Raw genomic sequence first — 17,273 nt, forward strand, 5'->3', positions numbered from 1 at the left:
AATGACAGAGGGGGCCGCATGCATGACGCATGCGGAGCAACCTTTGGAGGCCTGCGCAATGACGTCCCCATAGCCTGACACGCCGCGAGCCCATGAGCTTGCCGCCTCACCCTCCGCGACCGGCCGGCTCGTCCCGCGAGCCGCAATGACGCCGCACGTCCGGCATCGACCGCGCGGCGCCCTCGAACCTGCCTAGAGCCGCGCCACTTTCGAACGCCCAATCAGGATACACGACGATGTTGGCTACCCGCCGATCCCTGCTCCTCGCCGCAGCCGTCCTCGCACCCGGTCAGGCGCAAGCCTTCTTCTGGGACACGCAGCCCGAAGCGCCGAAGGCACCAGTACCCGTCGATCCCGCGTCGAACCGCGACGCCTGGTTCACCGGCGCGATCCCAGACGATCCCTTCGACGTCCCTACGGTCGATCTGACGCTCGTACCCCCGGAATTTCGCAAGCAACTGGTGAATTACGACGGGCCGGAGTGCGCAGGCACGCTGGTCATCGATACGCACGCCCGCTTCCTCTACCTCGTGCGCGAGGGTCGGACCGCGATCCGCTACGGCATCGGGGTGGGCCGGGCTGGCTTCACTTGGTCCGGCACCGCCGTGATCAAGCGCAAGGCCAAGTGGCCGGGCTGGCGCCCGACGGAGGCCATGCTGAAGCGTCGGCCCGGCATCCCACGTTACGTCGAGCCTGGCGTCGAGAACCCGCTCGGGTGCCGCGCCCTCTACCTCTACCAAGGCGACAAGGACACGCTCTACCGCATCCACGGCACCAACGAGCCTTGGACGGTGGGCGGCACGGATTCCTCCGGCTGCATCCGCCTGCTGAACGAGGACATCTACGATCTCTACGGTCGTGTCCCGACCGGTACGACCGTCGTCGTGAAGACGTCGATGCCGGAGGCGATGGTGCAGCGTGAGTGGGATGATCACCCCCGTTCCGACAACCAGGTCCTGCTCTTCCGATGAATGCCGTGGTGCGAAGGCACCGCGACGAGACCGCTTCTGACCGCCAGGATGAAACCCGATGTTCGAGACTGCGACCGCCACCCTGGATTGGCTCGGCGTGATCGTCTTCACGGTCGCCGGGGCCCTCGTTGCATCGCGTAAGGAAATGGATTTCGTCGGGTTCGCCGTGTTGGGCACCGTGACGGGTGTCGGGGGCGGGACGCTCCGGGACCTCCTGCTTGGCCAGCCAGTGTTCTGGACGCAGCAACCGGCCTACCTCCTGGCCTGCGTGCTCGTTTCCTGCGCCGTGTTCTTCGTCGCGCACATCCCGCAATCCCGGTACCGATACCTCGTGCGCCTCGACGCCCTCGGCCTGGCGCTCTTCACCGTGGCGGGGGCGGAGAAGGCCTTGCAGGCTGGTGCGAGCGCCACGGTAGCCATCGTCATGGGAGTGGTGACGGCCACCTTCGGAGGCCTCCTGCGCGACCTTCTCGGGGGGGACAGTCCAGGTATCCTCAGCAGGGAAATCTACGCCTCGGCCGCCGCGGCCGGTGCCGCGGCCTTCGTCGCCCTGACCATCCTTGGCGTCCCGCGCGAGCTTGCGTTGGGCGCCGGCTTCCTCGTCGCCCTGCTGGTGCGGGCCGCTTCGCTCCGCTTCGGTTGGACGCTTCCGCGATATCGCCCCCGCGCCGGCATCCCCTATAATTGACAGGGCCGATCCATCGCGTCTCGCCGACGTCGAGACGCCTCGCAACGACGGACATCGTCGCAGCAGCGCTGCCGCGGTCCGACCAAAGGGATACACCAAGATGGTTATCGGCAAACGCTGCAGCCGGCTCGCGCTGGCAGCCTTCATTCCGCTCTCGACCATTCCTAATCCGGCCTTCGCCCAAGGCGGCCCTAAGGCTCTGCCCGGACCGACGGAGGCGCAACTCGCGAAGCTGAAGGTCATCTACGAGGACCTCCACGCCAACCCGGAGCTCTCGATGCAGGAGACGCGCACGGCCGGCATCGCCGCGAAATGGCTCAAGGACCAGGGCTTCGAGGTCACCGAGGGCGTGGGCGGCACGGGCGTGGTCGGCCTCCTGCGCAACGGCGACGGCCCGACCGTGCTTCTGCGCGCCGACATGGACGGCCTGCCGATGAAGGAGAACACCGGCCTTCCCTATGCCAGCACGAAAAAAGGGACGGATCCGGCGTCCGGCCGTGAGACGGCCATCGCGCATTCCTGCGGGCACGACCTGCACGTGACCTGGCTGATGGGCGCGACCCAGATCCTGGCCGCCAACAAAGAAAAATGGCATGGGACCGTGATGGCCGTGTTCCAGCCTGGCGAGGAGATCGGCGAGGGCGCCAAGGCCATGGTCGACGACGGGATGGTGAAGCGCTTTCCGAAGCCGGTCGTCACCTTGGGGCAGCACGTGCTGCCGTTCCCGGCCGGGCAGGTTCGCCTCGCCAGCGGCCCCGTTCTCTCCCGCAGCGACAGCATGAAGGTAACGTTGTACGGACGCGGCGGGCACGGCTCCGGGCCGGAATCAACCATCGATCCGGTGGTCATGGCCGCCGCAACGGTGATGCGCCTGCAAACCATCGTCTCGCGCGAGGTCTCGATGTCGGACAGCGCCGTAATCTCGGTCGGGTCGATGCTGGCTGGGTCGAGCGCCAACATCATCCCGGACGAGGCGCAGCTGCAGCTCAACGTTCGCACCTACGACGATGGAGTGCGTGATAAGGTGCTGGCCTCAATCAAGCGGGTCATCGACGGGGAGGCCGCCATATCCGGTGCTCCGAAGCCGCCTCTTCTGACGATGCTGGGGCAGTTCCCCCTGACTGTGAACGACGAGGAAGCGACCGCCAAGGTGACCGAGGCCCTCAAGCACCGCCTGGGGGCCGACACGGTGCGGACCGCCAGCAGCGCAAACGCCAGCGAGGACTTCACTGTCTTCGCCCGCGCCTGGGACGTGCCGTCGGTGTTCTGGTTCGTTGGAGGGACTGACCCGAAGCTCTACGCCGAGGCGGAGAAAGCCGGGACCCTGAACGAGCTTCCCTCGAACCACTCCCCTGAGTACGCGCCTGTCCTGACACCGACCCTGCGCACCGGCGTGGAGACGATGCTCGCAGCCTCTGGTCAGTGGCTGGCCCCGGGCGCCGCGGATTCGCAGGCACGCTGAACCGAATGGCGCCGGGTAGGAACCCGGCCCCATTCCGAAGCTTCAGTGCTCCGGCGTAAGCCGTAGATGTGTTCCCCACGGATCGCGCATCATGAGCGTTTCCCCATCCTCGATGACAGACGCGCGTGCGACTTGGCAGCGGCTCCGTACCGATGCAAGCGTCTCACCCTTCGCGATCAAGGAGACCTCCGCGAGGCCGGTCGTCCCCTCGACGCGTACCGGAGCGCCACGGCTGTTCCAGATGTTGCCAGCAAGCTGGTGATGGTAGCCGCCAGAGCCGAGGAACAGGGCGCCTGGATAGCGGCACATGACATCGAAGCCGAGCAGGTCCACATGGAAGCGCTCCGTCGCGTCGAGATCGCCGACTTGCAGGTGGACATGTCCGACGCAACTGCCGGCCGGCATGCCGGCCCAGGGCCGGATGGCGGCACCGACGATGCCGGCGCGATCCAGACGCTCATTGCGCATCACAACGGAGCCGTCCTGCGCCCGTTGCCATTGCTGGCTGGGGCGGTCGACGTAGATCTCGATGCCGTTGCCCTCCGGGTCGGAGAGGTAGACCGCCTCGCTGACAAGGTGATCCGCCGCGCCCGTGAGCGTGACGCCGTTCCGGTCCGCGTGCAGGAGCCAAGCGCCAAGATCGCCGCGGGTCGGCAACAGGAAAGCGGTGTGGAAAAGACCCGCTTCCTGCTGTGTCCACGGCCGGGCATCCGGGTCCGCCCGTAGGACGACGAGCGTCGTGCCGCCCGTCCCGAGCCGTACGGTGTCGCCGGCCTCCGCCTCGACGCCAAGGCCGATCACATCCCGGTAAAAGGTCCTGACGGCGTCGAGGTCGCACACGACGAGGGTCACCGCACCAACATGGTAGGGTGCGTTGGCTAGAACGCCATCCGCCCCGTCATTCGCTAGGCTCAATGCCGGATCAGTCATGGTGTATCTCCGTGTCTGGATAACAGCTTGAGAGGAGTGGGATTGCCCACGGGGCTTCAGCGTGCGGTGGTCTCCCCGGCGACCGGGGGCGGGGCCCCCCGCCAGGAGCCGAACAGGCTGAAGTGCGAAGTCTCGCCCTTCGGTTCGACCGCGACCGTCGCGGTGCGGCCCGAGACCAGCCGGGTCTCGTCGGGAACGCGATCGAGCTTGATCCGCACCGGGATGCGTTGCGCCAGCCTTACCCAGGCGAAAGTCGGGTTGACGCTGGCGAGTAGGCTAGACCCGGCGGTGCGCTCGCGATCCTCGATGCCCCCGGCGAAACTTTCGACATGGCCCGTCAGGGTCCCCGCCTCGCCCATAAGGCGGATGCTGGCTCTGTCGCCGACATGGATGCGCGGCAGCTTGGTCTCCTCGAAGTAGCCCTCAACCCGCAGGGTGTCGCTGTCGATGAGCGCCATCACCCCGCGCCCGGTGGAGACGTAGGTGCCGGGGCGCAGGCCCATGTTGGTGATGCGTCCGTTCACCGAGGCCTTCACCTCGGAACGTCCGAGGTTGAGCTTGGCGGTGTCTCGGTCCGCCATGGCCTGCTCATAGGTGGCCTTGGCCTCCAGGTCGGCGGCCTGGGCGGCCTCGACCCGCTGCTGGGACGCCGCAGCGTCGCTCAACTTCAGGTAGCGGGCGTAGTCGGCTGCGGCCTGTGCGGCGGTTGCCTTCTTGCCCTCGACCATCGCCTCCGCCTGACGGAGCGACAGGGCGAAGCGGTCGGGGTCGATCCGGAACAGCACGTCGCCCCGCTTCACCACCTGGTTGTCGGCGATGAGTACCTCACTGACGAGGCCAGAGACGTCCGGCGCCACCTGCACCACGTCGGCGCGCACGCGCCCGTCCCGCGTCCACGGCGCCTCCATGTAGTAGTCCCACAGCGCCAAACCGACGACGACGGCGGCGGCGGCGATCCCGAGGGTGATGAGGATGCGGAACGAAAGGGCGAGGAATCGAGGCATCGGGGATTCCGGAAGGTCTGGACATGGATGGAGCGGTCGAATTCTGTTGGCCGCTTAAGAGGTGAGCGGGACCGCCACCGAGACGACGAGACCGAGGAGCACGACGTAGAGGGCGAGGTCGAACAGCGGCCGGTGCCAGACGAGGCGATAGAACCCGGTCCGGGCCAGCACCCACCGGAGGGGTAGGCTGACGGCGAAGGCGATCAGCATCCAGGCCGCTAAGCTCGGAACGAAGACGCCGTAGAGGTCGAGTTCACCCGTCATGCCGCGAGCTCCGGTTGCGTGGTCGAGTTCCGGGTCGAACGGTAGGGGACCGCGTCGGGAAACAGGCCACGCCGGATGCCGACGAGGGCCATGAGCGCGGCGCGGCCCGAGGCTTGGCGAGCCGGATCGGCCGAGACCGCGTCAAGCGCACCATCGATGGTGCCGAGCAGGTCCGACGGCGGCTCCTCACGCTTGACTCTGAAGTGCCGTGACAGCGCGCCGAGCAGGAGCTCGACCGCTTCTCGGCCTTCCTTCGGGAGTTCCCGCCGATCACGCCGCAACTCGACCACGTTAATGCCGACCCGGACCTCGGCGAGGAGGTCGGCGGTCCACTCGGCATCGTCGGGAGGCAGGGAGGCGAGGCGCGGCGCGATCAGCCCGACCCGGTCCAGCATCAGGGCCGCGAGTTCGAGGCCGTTCTGCGCCCCCTGGTGCTCGGCCGCCCGGGCCAGGCTGCGGCGGTTGACGGCCCGTAGGCGCCGCGCCGACCACCCGGCACCCACCGAGCGCACAAGACGCGTGACGATGGCGGCCACCCACATCCCGACGATGACGGCGATGGACGAGTTCGCGAAGGCGGCGAAGTCGGCGCTGTAGCTGCCCTGGATGGCGATCATCGCCGAGCCGTTGACCGCCGCGCCCATCGCCAGGGGCGCGGTCTTCGGCTGGGCCATGAAGATCCCGCAGATCAGCAGGGCAGGAGCCAAAGCCAGGACCAGCATCTCGAACGTGGTGGCGAGCGGCAGGACCGCGAACAGATAGGTCCCCGCTCCGAGGGCGCCGAGGATCGCCGAGTTGGCGAAGCTGACGATGAACGGCGCGGGATCGTCCTGGGCGGCGAAGAAGCTGCAGCCCACCGCCGCCATCATCGGGGCGGCCGAACCGTGCGGCCAGCCGGTGGCAATCCAGATCGCGCAGGTGATCAAAATGGTCAGGAACACGCCCACGGCCGACAGCAGCGCCATGCCGTGGTCGCGGTGGCGGATCATGCGGGCCGCGGCAGTGTATCGGAAGGTGAGGTCCTCGGTGACGGGGGTGCCGTCCGCGATGTGCCGCTCCAGGATGCGGGCGTCCTGGCGCAGGTCGATGAAGTCGCGCAGCCGCGCCAGGAGACTGGCGAGCACCAACGCGCTCCAGGACGTCCGCGCGCCAAGCTCGGGTTCGAGTGCAACCGCAGCCGCCTTCAGCCGGTCGGCCTCGGTGCGCTCGGTCGTGCCGGAGGCGAGCCAAAGAGCCATTTCGTCGAGCAGGGTGCGCAGACGCTGCGGCAGAGCCCGCGCGCGCTCCAGCGTTTCGATGCGGTCCGAGATTGCCGAGGCGATGGGCAGGAACATCAGCATGTGTTGGCGCAGCGTCGCCATCGCATCGGCCGAGCGCTCGGCCCCAGTCATGTCGTATCGCAGCGGTGTCGCCAGGGCGTCGAACGCGACCGCGTCCGAGGCGAGCTTCAACCGAGTCGCCTGGGTGTCCTTCGTGGTACGGGCGCGGCCGAGGACGTCGATGACCCAGCCGCGCGCATCACGCAGCCAAAGGTCAAGCCGGCCAGTGATCACGGGCACCACGGATTGCGGCAGCACCACCGTGTTGACGAGGCTGGCGCAGAGGATGCCGAGGGTGATCTCTTCGGCCCGCGCCACGGCTGTGTCGAACATCGTCCCGGGGTCGCCGACGGCCGGAAAGCCGATCAGGGCCGCCGTGTAGCCGCCGAGCATCATGAGGTAGCTGCGCGGGGTCCGGTCGAGGAGAGAGAAGTACAGGCAGGTCGCGACCCACAGTGCGATGGCCAGGGTCAGGAGCTCCGGCGAGTTCACGAGATTCGGCACGAGGGCGACCGTCACGACGGCCCCCAGCAGGGTGCCCAGCACCCGGTAGAGCGCCTTGGAACGAGTCGCGCCGGCGAGCACCTGGCTGGTGATGTAGACGGTGCCGAGCGCCCAGTAGGGGTTCGGCAGATCGATCCAGAACGCCAGGAACAAGGCCAGCACGCCGGCCCCGAAGGTTTTCAGCGAGAACGCCCAGTCGCGCCAGCCCGGAAGGGTCATTCGGGGGCATCTTTCGTGGCCGCTGCCGCGGCCGAGGCCCCTGCGGCGAAATCCTGGACTGTCCGGAACACCCGTAGGCTCGCCTCCAGGTCGGCAGGACTCACGTCGGCGAACATAGCCGCGCGCAAGCCGGCCAGTTCGACCTCTATCTCGGCGACGACCATCTTCGCCTCCGAGGTGAGGCTGAGCACCTTCGCTCGCCGGTCGCTCGGATCCTCGGTTCGCACAACCAGCCCGGCCTTCTCAAGTTGGTCGAGCAGGCGCACCAGCGACGGCCCCTCGATGCCGACCGCCTCAGCCAAGGCGTTCTGGCGCGGTGCGTCCCCCATCCGCGCGATCATGACCAGCGGAAGTGCCTTCGCCTCCGAGATCCCGTGCCTTTCCGTGACCGTGTTGGCCACGCGACGCCATTGGCGTCCCGTCAATATCAAGGTGTGGGAGTAGGCTTGGCTAAGGTCGCTCAGGTCCATCTCGTCGCCTCGTGGCAACCTGGTAGGAACGATCCACCGAATTGCGTATCTATAAATAGGAAGCTATTTATTAGCGGGTGAATTTCAAGGTGGAGGCGGTCTCGTCCTCCGTTGCGCGTATAGGGCTCTTGATCGGAAGTGAGGTTCGTAACCTTCGGTATCTCCTTCCCTACCTGGGTGATCCGGATCTGGAAGGTCTCAATTTGATCGGTCGGCCGGGTCGCTGGAGTCTACATTCTTTCGAGCGGAGCCGAGTGTGACTTCGATCCGGTCACGCGGGACGATATGCCGGTTTTCGTTTATTCACGGCTCGCCGAAATGCAGATCGAGATAGCCGTTGGCGAGTTGCGTCGGATGTCGGTTGGGCAAGCAGACCGAGGCAATAGAACGATCTAAGTCTGCCTGGGAGCATTCATCAGAAAGGCTTCTTTGGCGTAGTTGGGTCGACATCTCCCCGTCCGCACTTCGACCACATTGGGTGGAAAGCGGACACTCGATCAGAAGGATCAGCGGTCGCGAACAGCGGTTGGCGGCTGCATGAACTCGATCGTCGCGCCGTCAGGGCCCACGACGTAGATCACCCGCGTTCCCGCCCGCGCGCCACCCGCGATCGGCTGCGGCGTGCCTTGTGCCTTCCAGCCGTAGGCGGCGATCCGCGCCAAAAGCGCGTCGATGTCATCGACCACGAGGGCGAGATGCGCGAAGCCCGGGTCGAACGGCTTGGCCGGTGCGCTCGGCCGATCCACGCCCTGATACTCAAGGAGTTCGATCGTCTGATCTGCCAGCGACACGATCGCCATGTGCACCTGCGCCCCATGCGCGCCCGTCACTTGGCCGAGGAACTCGCCCCCCATCTCGCCCGTGCGCACGAGCCGCGCGCCAAGCCCATCAACCCAGAACCGAAGCGCCTCATCGAGGGAGGCGACCGCGAAGCCGACGTGGTCGGCACGCTGTACCTGGAAGGTTGTATGCTCGGTCATGCAGACTGTCCTACCGGCAAACGGGCTGCTCGTCTGCTATGGGTCCAGGCTGTGTGAAAACATCGGAAAGCTACGACTCCGGAGCATAATCTCCCACGACAGGCTGCTAAATGTCGCTGAGGAGGGCATCTATAGCGACTTTAGAGGCCTGTTATAGGAATCACTTCTAATCACAGTGGCGAGGGGCGCGTTCTCACACTGCCTCGGTCGGTAGCAGATGGTCCGCTCTACGACCGGGTCGGGTGGGGAGCGGTCGGGCCGCTTTAGGCCGCAGTCGACGAGAGGCGGACGTTCGAAACCCTGTATCTACGCGAATGAGACCGTATTTCTCTGCCCGTCGTAAACTGCGGATATCGGTTGGCTGCGGTTGGAAAGTTACCTCCTTTACAATTGGTACATTTGCGTCTCTCTTGCGTTCCGTACTCGCCGGACGACGGTCAATAACAAACGGGGACTCGAACCCCGGACCATAGGGATGAGGCAATGCTGGATCCAGGATCGACGCACCGGGAGTGGGCGGGTCTGATCTCGGCGGGGATCGCTGAAGCGGCGTATGCCCGGGAGGACTATGCACGACGACGATCCGTCGATGAGGCACGCCAGCGAACCCTGGCGCTCAGCCGCATCGTTCAGACGGACATCATCCCCCGGCTGATCTTACTCGATCGTGGCGAGAGGCATGTCCGGTCGGACGTTTTGCCGAAGCTAAATACGGAAACGGTCGCTGGCTTCACCGATCTGATCCTCGGGCACGACGTGACGGCCGTCATGAACGCGTTCTCAGTCCTAATGGCCAAGGGCTATTGCGTCGACGACCTGTTCCTCGACCTGCTGGCACCTTCTGCGGCCTTGTTGGGACGCATGTGGGACGACGATCTATGCGACTTTATCGAGGTCACGGCCGGCCTCGCCCAACTCCAGTTCCTGTTGGCCGCGTTCCGCTCGGACGGAGACATCGCGCCCTACGATAGCGAGCGCCGTATCCTCCTGATGGGAGCACCCGGCGAACTCCACACCTTCGGCTTGGCAATTGTCGAGCAGTTCATGCGCAAGGCCGGATGGCATGTGGCGAGTGGCCTTGCCTCCAGCCCGAGGGAGATCGCCGATCTCGTCGGTTCTGAACCGTTTGGCATTGTGGGTCTGACGCTGAGCCGGGAGAGCCACCTCGATCACCTCGCGGCCTCGATCCAGGCGGTGAGACGCGCGTCACTCAACCCTTCTATCGGCGTCATCGTCGGGGGGCCCGTCTTCCTTGAGCATCCCGAATATGTCGAACGCGTCGGTGCCGATGCCTCAGCGGTCGATGCCGCAACCGCCGTACTGCTCGCACAGAGACTGCTCTCGTCTACAAGCTCCGAGCGCTCGAAGAGGCCCTGAAAAATCTGCAATCGCCGCAGCGATGTCTCATCCCTCGAGCCTTCGGCCGACCGAATGTAGATACCGCTACCGATCCGACGGCCTGATAGGATCCAGCAGAAATGTCCGTCATTCAGCTCATCTATGCCTCACGACCGTTTGGTTTCGATCAAGCGATGCTCAATGGCATCCTGACGCAATCGCGGCGATGCAACGCACGCGATGGGATCACTGGCGCTCTCATCTGCAGGGCGGATGTTTACATGCAGTTGTTGGAGGGCTCGGCCGAAGCACTCGATGCCACCTATGCCCGGATCTTGAGGGACGACCGGCATTTGGAGATCAGGCGGTTGTCTTATCACACCGTGACGGACCGATTGTTTCCCCGCTGGGCTATGCGTGACGATCCAGCCCGATCTTGGATGTGGTCACAGGCTGAAGTTGCGAACGGAGCACTAGACCAAGCCACTCATTTGCAAGCTCTCAGAATATTCGAGCGCCTTGCATCTGAACCCGAACACGATGAGGCTTCATGCGCCTAATGAGCGGCTCGAAAAGCTGCAAGAAATAGATGACGGCTAGGAGCCCGTCCGAGTAATCCTCTCGACGGCGAGGCCAGAGGGTGATTCACTCGGCTCATGGCCAAGGTGTTTCGCTCCTGGGATGTGGATCAGGGCTGGTTGCTGCCGCCCTCGCTGCACGAGTTCGTGCCGCCCGGGCACATGGCGCACTTCGTCCGCGACACGGTGCGGGAAGCGCTCGACCTCTCGGCTATCCTCGACACCTACGTCGAGGAGCGCGGCTACCCGCCCTACCACCCGGGCATGATGGTGGCGCTCCTGCTCTACGGCTACAGCCGTGGCCTGTACTCGTCGCGTCAGCTCGCCCGGGCCTGCGAGGAGCGGGTCGACGTCATGGCGGTGACCGGGCTGAACCGGCCGGACTTCCGCACCATCGCCGACTTCCGCAAGCGCCACCTCGTGGCCCTGTCGGACCTGTTCGTGCAGGTGCTGCGCCTGTGCCGCGCGGCCGGTCTGGTCCAGTTCGCCCACGTGGCGGTGGACGGGACCAAGGTGAAGGCCAACGCCTCCCGCCACAAGGCGATGAGCTACGGACGCATGAAGACGGCCGAGCCGGCGCTGGCCGCCGAAGTCGACGCCTGGCTGGAGCAGGCGCGGGAGGCGGACGCGGCCGAGGATGCGGTGCAGGGCGCGAACCGACGGGGCGACGAGACGCCGGACTGGATGGCCGACAAGCAGCGACGGCTGGAGACGATCCGCGCCGCCAAGGCCGCGCTGGAAGCGGAAGCGGTCGATCCGCCCGACCCCGAGGACGAGAGCGGGCCGGGTGCATCCTCGGGCATGCGCCGGCAGGGGCGGCCCCTGCGCGGTGAGGACGGCGGTCCGCCGGACCGGGCGCAGCGCAACTTCACCGACCCGGACAGCCGGATCCTGCCGACCCGCGACGGGTTCGTGCAGGGCTACAACGGGCAGATCGCCGTCGATGCCGCGCATCAGATCATCGTAGCCCACCGCCTCGTGACGAACGCCGCCGACGCTCGCGCCCTCGTGCCGCTCATCGACGACGTCCGCGCTCATCTCGGGCGCAAGCCGCGCGAGGTCTCGGGCGATGCAGGCTTTGCCAACGAGGCGAACCTGGCCGCGCTGAAGGAGCGGCGGATCACCGCCTATCTCGCTCCGGGGCGGGCGCGTCACGGCGAGGCGGATGCGGCCGGGCGTCGTAAGCTGACGAAGACGCCCCTGATGCGTGCGATGGCCGCGCGGCTGAAGCGGGCTGGCCGCCGGAGCCGCTACCGCCTCAGGAAGCAGGTCGTCGAGCCGGTATTCGGGCAGATCAAGCAGGCCCTGGGCTTCCGCCAGTTCCTGCTCCGCGGGCTCGATCAGGTCCGGGGCGAATGGGCGATGATCTGCACCGCCCACAACCTCCTCAAGCTGGCCAAGGCCGGGCGCTGAGCATGACGCGGGCGGGCTCGCCTTGATCTCAACCCCGACCTCAATCCGAAAAATCGTTACTCGGACGGGCTCCTAGCCGGATGTGACCGACGCCCCAGGGGAGATCCACCCCATGGCCGCCTTCATGCGACGTCGTGGTCTCCCTGGCATAAATGAAGCGAGCTCACTCATGTTCGACGAATACGGCATCCCGCGCGGCGTCGATTCTGACGACGATGCGCTCATTCCACTGTACCACTTTGTCTACTGTAGTCGTGCTGCCGAAGGCGTTGACGATGCCGAAGTCTCCCGCATCGTCGAGGCGGCCCAGCGCAACAATCTCGCACACGGCATCACCGGGGTGCTGGTTTTCGGCAGCGGCGTCTTCTTCCAGTGGATCGAGGGGCCGGCCGCCGAGATAAAGAAACTGATCGCGACCCTGCATCGCGACAAGCGGCATTATGACATCGTTTCGCTGAGCCAGAGCGAGGAAGAGCGCGAGCGTCTTTATCCGGACTGGGACATGGAGAAGGTCGAAGCCGAGGATATTCGCTTGGTGCTACAGGATGCGCTCGACAACGCGGAAGACAAAAACAACCGCCTGGCGCTGATGCGCATTCTCGAACAACTGGATGCGGGCGCGCTCGACCCGCTTGGTCGGGGCTGACCGGGACCCACGTCCACTTTCCAGTAGACCTAGAGGCAACTCGTACGACCAAGTCGGGTCAGAGGCTGAAGGTCCGCTCTGGAGCGAACGGACAGGGTCCGCATACCACACTTCGCAAGCCCTCCCGACACCTACCAAGCGTGATGATTTCACTTCCAATCCACGAGATTACAGGCGGGGACGTGACACATGGTACGTCGCGGCAACCGAGTCGTTTAACTTGGGTTCTATTTCTGTGGTCGGGTCCTACGTCCCGTCCGGTCTGTAGACAGGGCCTCGGCGTTTCCGTGGCCGCGGGAGAGTATGCGGTGCCGTTGGGTGAAGCGAGTGGGCCGGGCGATATCGATCTCAGGCTGTTGAAGGCCGCGGTTGAGGCGACCGGGGAAGCCATATTGATTACTACGGCGGACCTCGACGAACCCGGTCCGCGGATCGAGTACGCGAACGGCGCCTTCGTTCGCCTAAGCGGCTACCAACTGGACGAGGTCATCGGCCGGAGCCCGCGTTTTCTGCAAGGACTCAGGACCGAACGCGCCGAGCTCGACCGCGCTCGCGCATCGCTTGAGTGCGGGGAGGCCTTTCAGGGCGAGGCGCTGAACTACCGCAAGGATGGCTCGACCTACATTGTCGAATGGCTAATTACCCCCGTCAGGGAGGGCGAGGGCCGTATCACGCATTGGGTCTCGGCCCAGCGCGACGTCACCGACCGCCGTGCCTTCGAGGACCGGCAGGCCATGATGGTCCGCGAGCTCCACCATCGCGTAAAGAACAACCTCGCGACCGTCCAGGCTGTCCTGAACGCAACCATGCGGTCGTCTATGACAATGGCGGAGTTCGGCCGTGCCTTTACAAACCGCATCGTCTCGCTTGCCCGGACCCATGCCCTGATTACCGAAAATCAAGCACAGGTCGTCTCATTCGAGGGCCTGCTGAGGGCGGAGCTCGATCCGTACAACGAGAACGGGCGCATCACGCTTGGGGGACCGTCCGTGAGGCTTCCGTCCGAACTCGCAGTGCCTGTTGGCATGGCCCTGCACGAGCTGACCACCAACGCCCTCCGTCACGGGGCACTGGCACATCCGGATGGCCGGGTCACGGCGACCTGGACGGTGGAGGATCGAACGGAGGGCAGGTGGCTGGCATGGGTCTGGAACGAACACGACGGTCCACCGCCAGCGCTGCCCACCCGTGAAGGGTTCGGCATGCGGCTGATCAATCGAATACTTGCGGCGCAGACAGGCGCCAAGGTCGACGTTGCGGCGGATTACGACGGCCTTCGCATCAGCATCGCGATACCGCTTCGAAGCCGATGAGGGTGTCCCGGCTTGCGTCGAACAGGAAAGCTCGAATGTGGTTGCCTCCGCCGTCGGAATCCTCATTGATCGGAACGATCCAGGCTGCTTGTGCCTAACCCTCTCATGGATCGCGCAACAATGAGTGACGAGGAGGTCGAACGCCTTCGTGCACTCGACCGCTACCGTTTGCTGGATACGCCGCGGGAGCAGGACTTCGACGAAATCGCGGAAGCCGCCGCCGAACTCTGCGACGTGCCCATCGGCGTGGTGAATTTGATCGGAGACGGGCGCCAGTTCTTCAAGGCCGAGGTGGGTCTTGGCGTGCGCGAGACGCCGCTGGAGACGTCGTTCTGCCGGCAGGCGATCCTGCAGGAGGACTTCCTGTATGTTCCCGATGCGACCCGCGATCCGCGCTTCGAGGGCAACCCGCTCGTCACCGGAAACCCTGGCCTGCGCTTTTACGCCGGTGCCCTTCTCAAGACCGCCGAAGGCCATCCCATCGGCACGGTCTGCGTCCTCGATACCAAGCCGCACGACCTGACGGAGCGCCAGCGCAAGGGCCTTGCCCGCCTCGCGCGTCAGACCATGGCGCAGATGGAGCTGCGCCGGTCGTTGCGTGCCCAGGAGGAGGAACGCCTCCTGCACGAGCGCATCCTCGACAGCGCCACGGACTACGTCATCGTGGCCACCGACATCGAGGGGCGTGTGACCAGATGGAACACGGGTGCGGAGCGGATCCTTTGCTGGACGCAGGCCGAGATGCTTGGCCAGGGGTTGGATGCGGTCTTCACGCCCGATGACCGCTTGAGCGGACGGCCCGCGACCGAGATGCGTCTGGCCGAGGAGAACGGCAGCGCACCCGACGAGCGCTGGCACATGCGTAAGAACGGCACTCGGTTTTGGGCCTCCGGCGAGATGATGCCCCTGAGGTCGAAAGACGGTCGAACCGTCGGTTTCCTGAAGATTCTGCGTGACCGCACCGAGCAGCGTGACGCCGACGCAGCCCTGCAGGCCAGCGAGTTGCGCTACCGCTCCCTTGTCGAGGTCAGTCCCCAGGTGGTCTGGTTCGGCGATGCGGACGGCAACGTCACCTACTGCAACGCCTATTGGTACGACTATACCGGCCTGCCCACGGACGAGACCGGGGAGACGAGCTGGATGGGTGTGATCCATCCTGACCACCGTGAACCGACGCGCCGGGCCTGGCTGGCGGCGGCGGGATCCGGTCAGCCTTACGAGGTCGAGTTCCCGCTGCGGGGTGCCGATGGCCAGTATCGCTGGTTCCTATCGCGGGCGCGCCCAGTCCATGATGCCGACGGGAATGTGCGCAGCTGGATTGGTACCTCGCTCGACATCCACGAGCGCAAGGTCGCAGAAGAGCGCTTCCAGACCCTGACCGAGCTTGCGCCAACCGTGGTTTGGTTTGGCAAGCCCGACGGCAGCCTCAGCTACCTCAACGACCGTTGGTACGCCTACACCGGACAGACGCTGGAGCAGGCGTTGCCGTCCGGCTGGACCGACGTCATTCACCCCGACGACTTACCTGGGCTGACGAGGGCTTGGGATAACGCTCGCTCGCGCGAGGTCGTCTACGACACCGAGGCCCGCCTCCGTCATGCCGATGGCGCCTATCGCTGGTTCCTGATCCGGGCGGAGCCCATGCGGGACGGCGCCGGCGCCGTTGTGGGGTGGCTCGGGAATACGAGCGACATCCATGACCGACGCCAGGTCGAAGAAGACCTTCGCGAGACACGAGAGCAGTTGCGACTCGCGGTAGAGGCGACGGGCACCGGCATCTTCGACTTCGACCTCGTGTCTAACGTGCTGAAGTGGGACCTGCGCACGCGCTCCTTCTTTGGCCTGGGCCCCGATGCTAACGTCGACCTCGATGTCTACCTCGCCCGCCTACACCCGGACGACCGCGAGAGGGCGGACGCGGCGGTCACCGCCGCCATCGATCCGAAGGGCGACGGCACGTACGACATCATCTACCGCACTATCTCTCCGGAGGACGGGATCGAACGCTGGGTCTCCGCTAAGGGGCAGACCCTATTCGAGGACGGGCGACCGCTTCGGCTCATCGGAACAGCACGCGACATCACCCAGGCCCGGCGGGCCGAGCAGACTCTGCGCGAGACCGAGGAACGCTACCGACTAGCCTCTCGGGCCACCAACGACGCGATTTGGGACTGGAACCTCGCCACCAACGAGGTGCTTTGGAACGACGCGCTTCAGGCCGCCTACGGCCATTCGCCTGAGGCTGTGGACCCGACCGGCGACTGGTGGATCGGGCACATCCATCCCGAGGACCGTGGCCGCATCGACGCCTCGATCCATACCGTCATCGACGGCATCGGAACGGCCTGGACCGACGAGTACCGCTTCCTGCGCGCGGACGATACCTACGCTTACGTCCTCGACCGGGGCTACGTCATCCGCAACGGAACCGGGCAAGCGGTTCGGATGATCGGCGCCATGCTGGACATCTCGGAGCGTAGGAAGGCCGAGGAGTACCAGCGGCTCCTCACCGGCGAATTACAGCACCGGGTCAAGAATACGCTCGCCCTAGTGCAGGCCATCGCCAGCCAGACCCTACGCGGATCGACGGACGTCAACGAGATGCGGGAGGCCTTTGCCGCCCGACTGATCTCGCTCGGCCGTGCGCACGACATCCTTACCGCGGCTAGCTGGACGGCCGCTCCCATTTCGGAGGTGGTGGACGGAGCACTCGGCGTGCATGTCGGGGCCGCGGGCGGACGCCTCCGTACGAGTGGACCCAACGTCCTCCTGGCGGCCAAGGCCGCCCTGTCGCTCGCCCTGTCCCTGCACGAGCTCGCCACGAACGCGGCCAAGTATGGGTCGCTTTCTAACGATACGGGCGTCGTGGACCTGCGCTGGCACGTAGTGCACGAGGGCGATGCCCCGCGCTTCTGCCTGACCTGGTCCGAGCAAGGGGGGCCGCCCATCCTCGCCCAGCCATCGCGAAAAGGTTTCGGCTCGCGGTTGATCGAGCGGAGCTTCGCGGCCGAGGTCGGCGGGGAGGTCAAGCTCTCCTACTCGCCCACAGGCCTTATCTGCCGACTGGAGGCTCCCCTGGCTTCCATGCAGGAGGTCCTCGATGTCGCTGCTGCCTGAAACTCGGATCCCTGTGGACGTGGAATGCATGGCCCTCGCCGGAGGAGTACCCAGGCC

At 65.6% G+C, this 17,273-nt stretch carries 15 protein-coding genes; 9 read left to right on the plus strand and 6 right to left on the minus strand.

What is annotated here, in order from left to right; all coding sequences use genetic code 11:
• The first annotated feature begins 236 nt into the window (after positions 1 to 236).
• From ACYQR9_RS21025 to ACYQR9_RS21035, 3 genes are all read left to right on the plus strand, one after another.
• Positions 237 to 971, plus strand: coding sequence for a L,D-transpeptidase (locus tag ACYQR9_RS21025; RefSeq protein ID WP_461227914.1), 735 nt, complete (start codon positions 237 to 239; stop codon positions 969 to 971).
• Positions 972 to 1,029: 58 nt separating this feature from the next.
• Positions 1,030 to 1,659 carry a trimeric intracellular cation channel family protein gene (locus tag ACYQR9_RS21030; protein WP_018042868.1) on the plus strand — a complete coding sequence of 210 codons (630 nt, stop codon included), beginning with the start codon at positions 1,030 to 1,032 and terminating at the stop codon, positions 1,657 to 1,659.
• A 100-nt stretch (positions 1,660 to 1,759) separates the two neighbouring features.
• Positions 1,760 to 3,121: an amidohydrolase gene (locus tag ACYQR9_RS21035; protein ID WP_461227915.1), complete on the plus strand. Its 1,362-nt coding sequence runs from the start codon at positions 1,760 to 1,762 to the stop codon at positions 3,119 to 3,121.
• Positions 3,122 to 3,163: 42 nt separating this feature from the next.
• Here the strand turns inward: ACYQR9_RS21035 and ACYQR9_RS21040 are convergent, their stop codons facing one another.
• The 6 genes from ACYQR9_RS21040 to ACYQR9_RS21065 all read right to left on the minus strand — a co-directional run bounded on the left by ACYQR9_RS21040 (position 3,164) and on the right by ACYQR9_RS21065 (position 8,811).
• Complete coding sequence (locus ACYQR9_RS21040; protein WP_026175776.1) at positions 3,164 to 4,051, minus strand: VOC family protein; 888 nt, start codon at positions 4,049 to 4,051, stop codon at positions 3,164 to 3,166.
• Positions 4,052 to 4,107: 56 nt separating this feature from the next.
• Positions 4,108 to 5,055: an efflux RND transporter periplasmic adaptor subunit gene (locus ACYQR9_RS21045; RefSeq protein WP_018042865.1), complete on the minus strand. Its 948-nt coding sequence runs from the start codon at positions 5,053 to 5,055 to the stop codon at positions 4,108 to 4,110.
• A 54-nt stretch (positions 5,056 to 5,109) separates the two neighbouring features.
• Complete coding sequence (locus ACYQR9_RS21050) at positions 5,110 to 5,319, minus strand: DUF1656 domain-containing protein (protein ID WP_018042864.1); 210 nt, start codon at positions 5,317 to 5,319, stop codon at positions 5,110 to 5,112.
• A complete protein-coding gene (locus tag ACYQR9_RS21055) occupies positions 5,316 to 7,361 on the minus strand; it encodes an FUSC family protein (RefSeq protein ID WP_461227916.1) in 2,046 nt (681 codons plus the stop codon). Before ACYQR9_RS21055 ends, ACYQR9_RS21050 begins: the two co-directional genes overlap by 4 nt.
• Positions 7,358 to 7,831 carry a MarR family winged helix-turn-helix transcriptional regulator gene (locus tag ACYQR9_RS21060; RefSeq protein WP_018042862.1) on the minus strand — a complete coding sequence of 158 codons (474 nt, stop codon included), beginning with the start codon at positions 7,829 to 7,831 and terminating at the stop codon, positions 7,358 to 7,360. The genes ACYQR9_RS21055 and ACYQR9_RS21060 overlap by 4 nt, the downstream gene beginning before the upstream one ends.
• Before the next feature lie 506 nt (positions 7,832 to 8,337).
• A complete protein-coding gene (locus ACYQR9_RS21065) occupies positions 8,338 to 8,811 on the minus strand; it encodes a VOC family protein (RefSeq protein WP_147855659.1) in 474 nt (157 codons plus the stop codon).
• Between the two features lie 768 nt (positions 8,812 to 9,579).
• On the opposite strand from ACYQR9_RS21065, the gene ACYQR9_RS21070 reads away from it, so the two are divergent.
• From ACYQR9_RS21070 to ACYQR9_RS21095, 6 genes are all read left to right on the plus strand, one after another.
• Positions 9,580 to 10,188, plus strand: a complete 609-nt coding sequence (locus ACYQR9_RS21070; RefSeq protein WP_461227917.1) for a cobalamin B12-binding domain-containing protein — start codon at positions 9,580 to 9,582, stop codon at positions 10,186 to 10,188.
• A 101-nt stretch (positions 10,189 to 10,289) separates the two neighbouring features.
• Positions 10,290 to 10,709 carry a BLUF domain-containing protein gene (locus tag ACYQR9_RS21075; RefSeq protein WP_461227918.1) on the plus strand — a complete coding sequence of 140 codons (420 nt, stop codon included), beginning with the start codon at positions 10,290 to 10,292 and terminating at the stop codon, positions 10,707 to 10,709.
• Positions 10,710 to 10,805: 96 nt separating this feature from the next.
• Entirely contained in the window at positions 10,806 to 12,140 is a 1,335-nt protein-coding gene (locus tag ACYQR9_RS21080) for an IS1182 family transposase (RefSeq protein WP_461227898.1), read from the plus strand.
• A gap of 112 nt (positions 12,141 to 12,252) precedes the next feature.
• The gene (locus ACYQR9_RS21085; RefSeq protein ID WP_461227919.1) at positions 12,253 to 12,786 is read left to right on the plus strand and encodes a BLUF domain-containing protein; all 534 of its coding nucleotides are present in this window, start codon (positions 12,253 to 12,255) and stop codon (positions 12,784 to 12,786) included.
• 308 nt (positions 12,787 to 13,094) lie between these two features.
• Positions 13,095 to 14,099, plus strand: a complete 1,005-nt coding sequence (locus ACYQR9_RS21090; protein WP_461227920.1) for an HWE histidine kinase domain-containing protein — start codon at positions 13,095 to 13,097, stop codon at positions 14,097 to 14,099.
• Between the two features lie 120 nt (positions 14,100 to 14,219).
• Positions 14,220 to 17,216 carry a PAS domain-containing protein gene (locus ACYQR9_RS21095; protein WP_461227921.1) on the plus strand — a complete coding sequence of 999 codons (2,997 nt, stop codon included), beginning with the start codon at positions 14,220 to 14,222 and terminating at the stop codon, positions 17,214 to 17,216.
• Positions 17,217 to 17,273: the final 57 nt, after the last annotated feature.

Source organism: Methylobacterium sp. CM6241 (assembly GCF_054817845.1).

What these genes read in the sequence shown, in the direction of transcription:
- ACYQR9_RS21025 (WP_461227914.1), top strand. Translation starts at nt 237, where the DNA reads ATGTTGGCTACCCGCCGATCCCTGCTCCTCGCCGCAGCCGTCCTCGCA.
- ACYQR9_RS21030 (WP_018042868.1), top strand. Translation starts at nt 1,030, where the DNA reads ATGTTCGAGACTGCGACCGCCACCCTGGATTGGCTCGGCGTGATCGTC.
- ACYQR9_RS21035 (WP_461227915.1), top strand. Translation starts at nt 1,760, where the DNA reads ATGGTTATCGGCAAACGCTGCAGCCGGCTCGCGCTGGCAGCCTTCATT.
- ACYQR9_RS21040 (WP_026175776.1), bottom strand. Translation starts at nt 4,051, where the DNA reads ATGACTGATCCGGCATTGAGCCTAGCGAATGACGGGGCGGATGGCGTT.
- ACYQR9_RS21045 (WP_018042865.1), bottom strand. Translation starts at nt 5,055, where the DNA reads ATGCCTCGATTCCTCGCCCTTTCGTTCCGCATCCTCATCACCCTCGGG.
- ACYQR9_RS21050 (WP_018042864.1), bottom strand. Translation starts at nt 5,319, where the DNA reads ATGACGGGTGAACTCGACCTCTACGGCGTCTTCGTTCCGAGCTTAGCG.
- ACYQR9_RS21055 (WP_461227916.1), bottom strand. Translation starts at nt 7,361, where the DNA reads ATGACCCTTCCGGGCTGGCGCGACTGGGCGTTCTCGCTGAAAACCTTC.
- ACYQR9_RS21060 (WP_018042862.1), bottom strand. Translation starts at nt 7,831, where the DNA reads ATGGACCTGAGCGACCTTAGCCAAGCCTACTCCCACACCTTGATATTG.
- ACYQR9_RS21065 (WP_147855659.1), bottom strand. Translation starts at nt 8,811, where the DNA reads ATGACCGAGCATACAACCTTCCAGGTACAGCGTGCCGACCACGTCGGC.
- ACYQR9_RS21070 (WP_461227917.1), top strand. Translation starts at nt 9,580, where the DNA reads ATGAACGCGTTCTCAGTCCTAATGGCCAAGGGCTATTGCGTCGACGAC.
- ACYQR9_RS21075 (WP_461227918.1), top strand. Translation starts at nt 10,290, where the DNA reads ATGTCCGTCATTCAGCTCATCTATGCCTCACGACCGTTTGGTTTCGAT.
- ACYQR9_RS21080 (WP_461227898.1), top strand. Translation starts at nt 10,806, where the DNA reads ATGGCCAAGGTGTTTCGCTCCTGGGATGTGGATCAGGGCTGGTTGCTG.
- ACYQR9_RS21085 (WP_461227919.1), top strand. Translation starts at nt 12,253, where the DNA reads ATGGCCGCCTTCATGCGACGTCGTGGTCTCCCTGGCATAAATGAAGCG.
- ACYQR9_RS21095 (WP_461227921.1), top strand. Translation starts at nt 14,220, where the DNA reads ATGAGTGACGAGGAGGTCGAACGCCTTCGTGCACTCGACCGCTACCGT.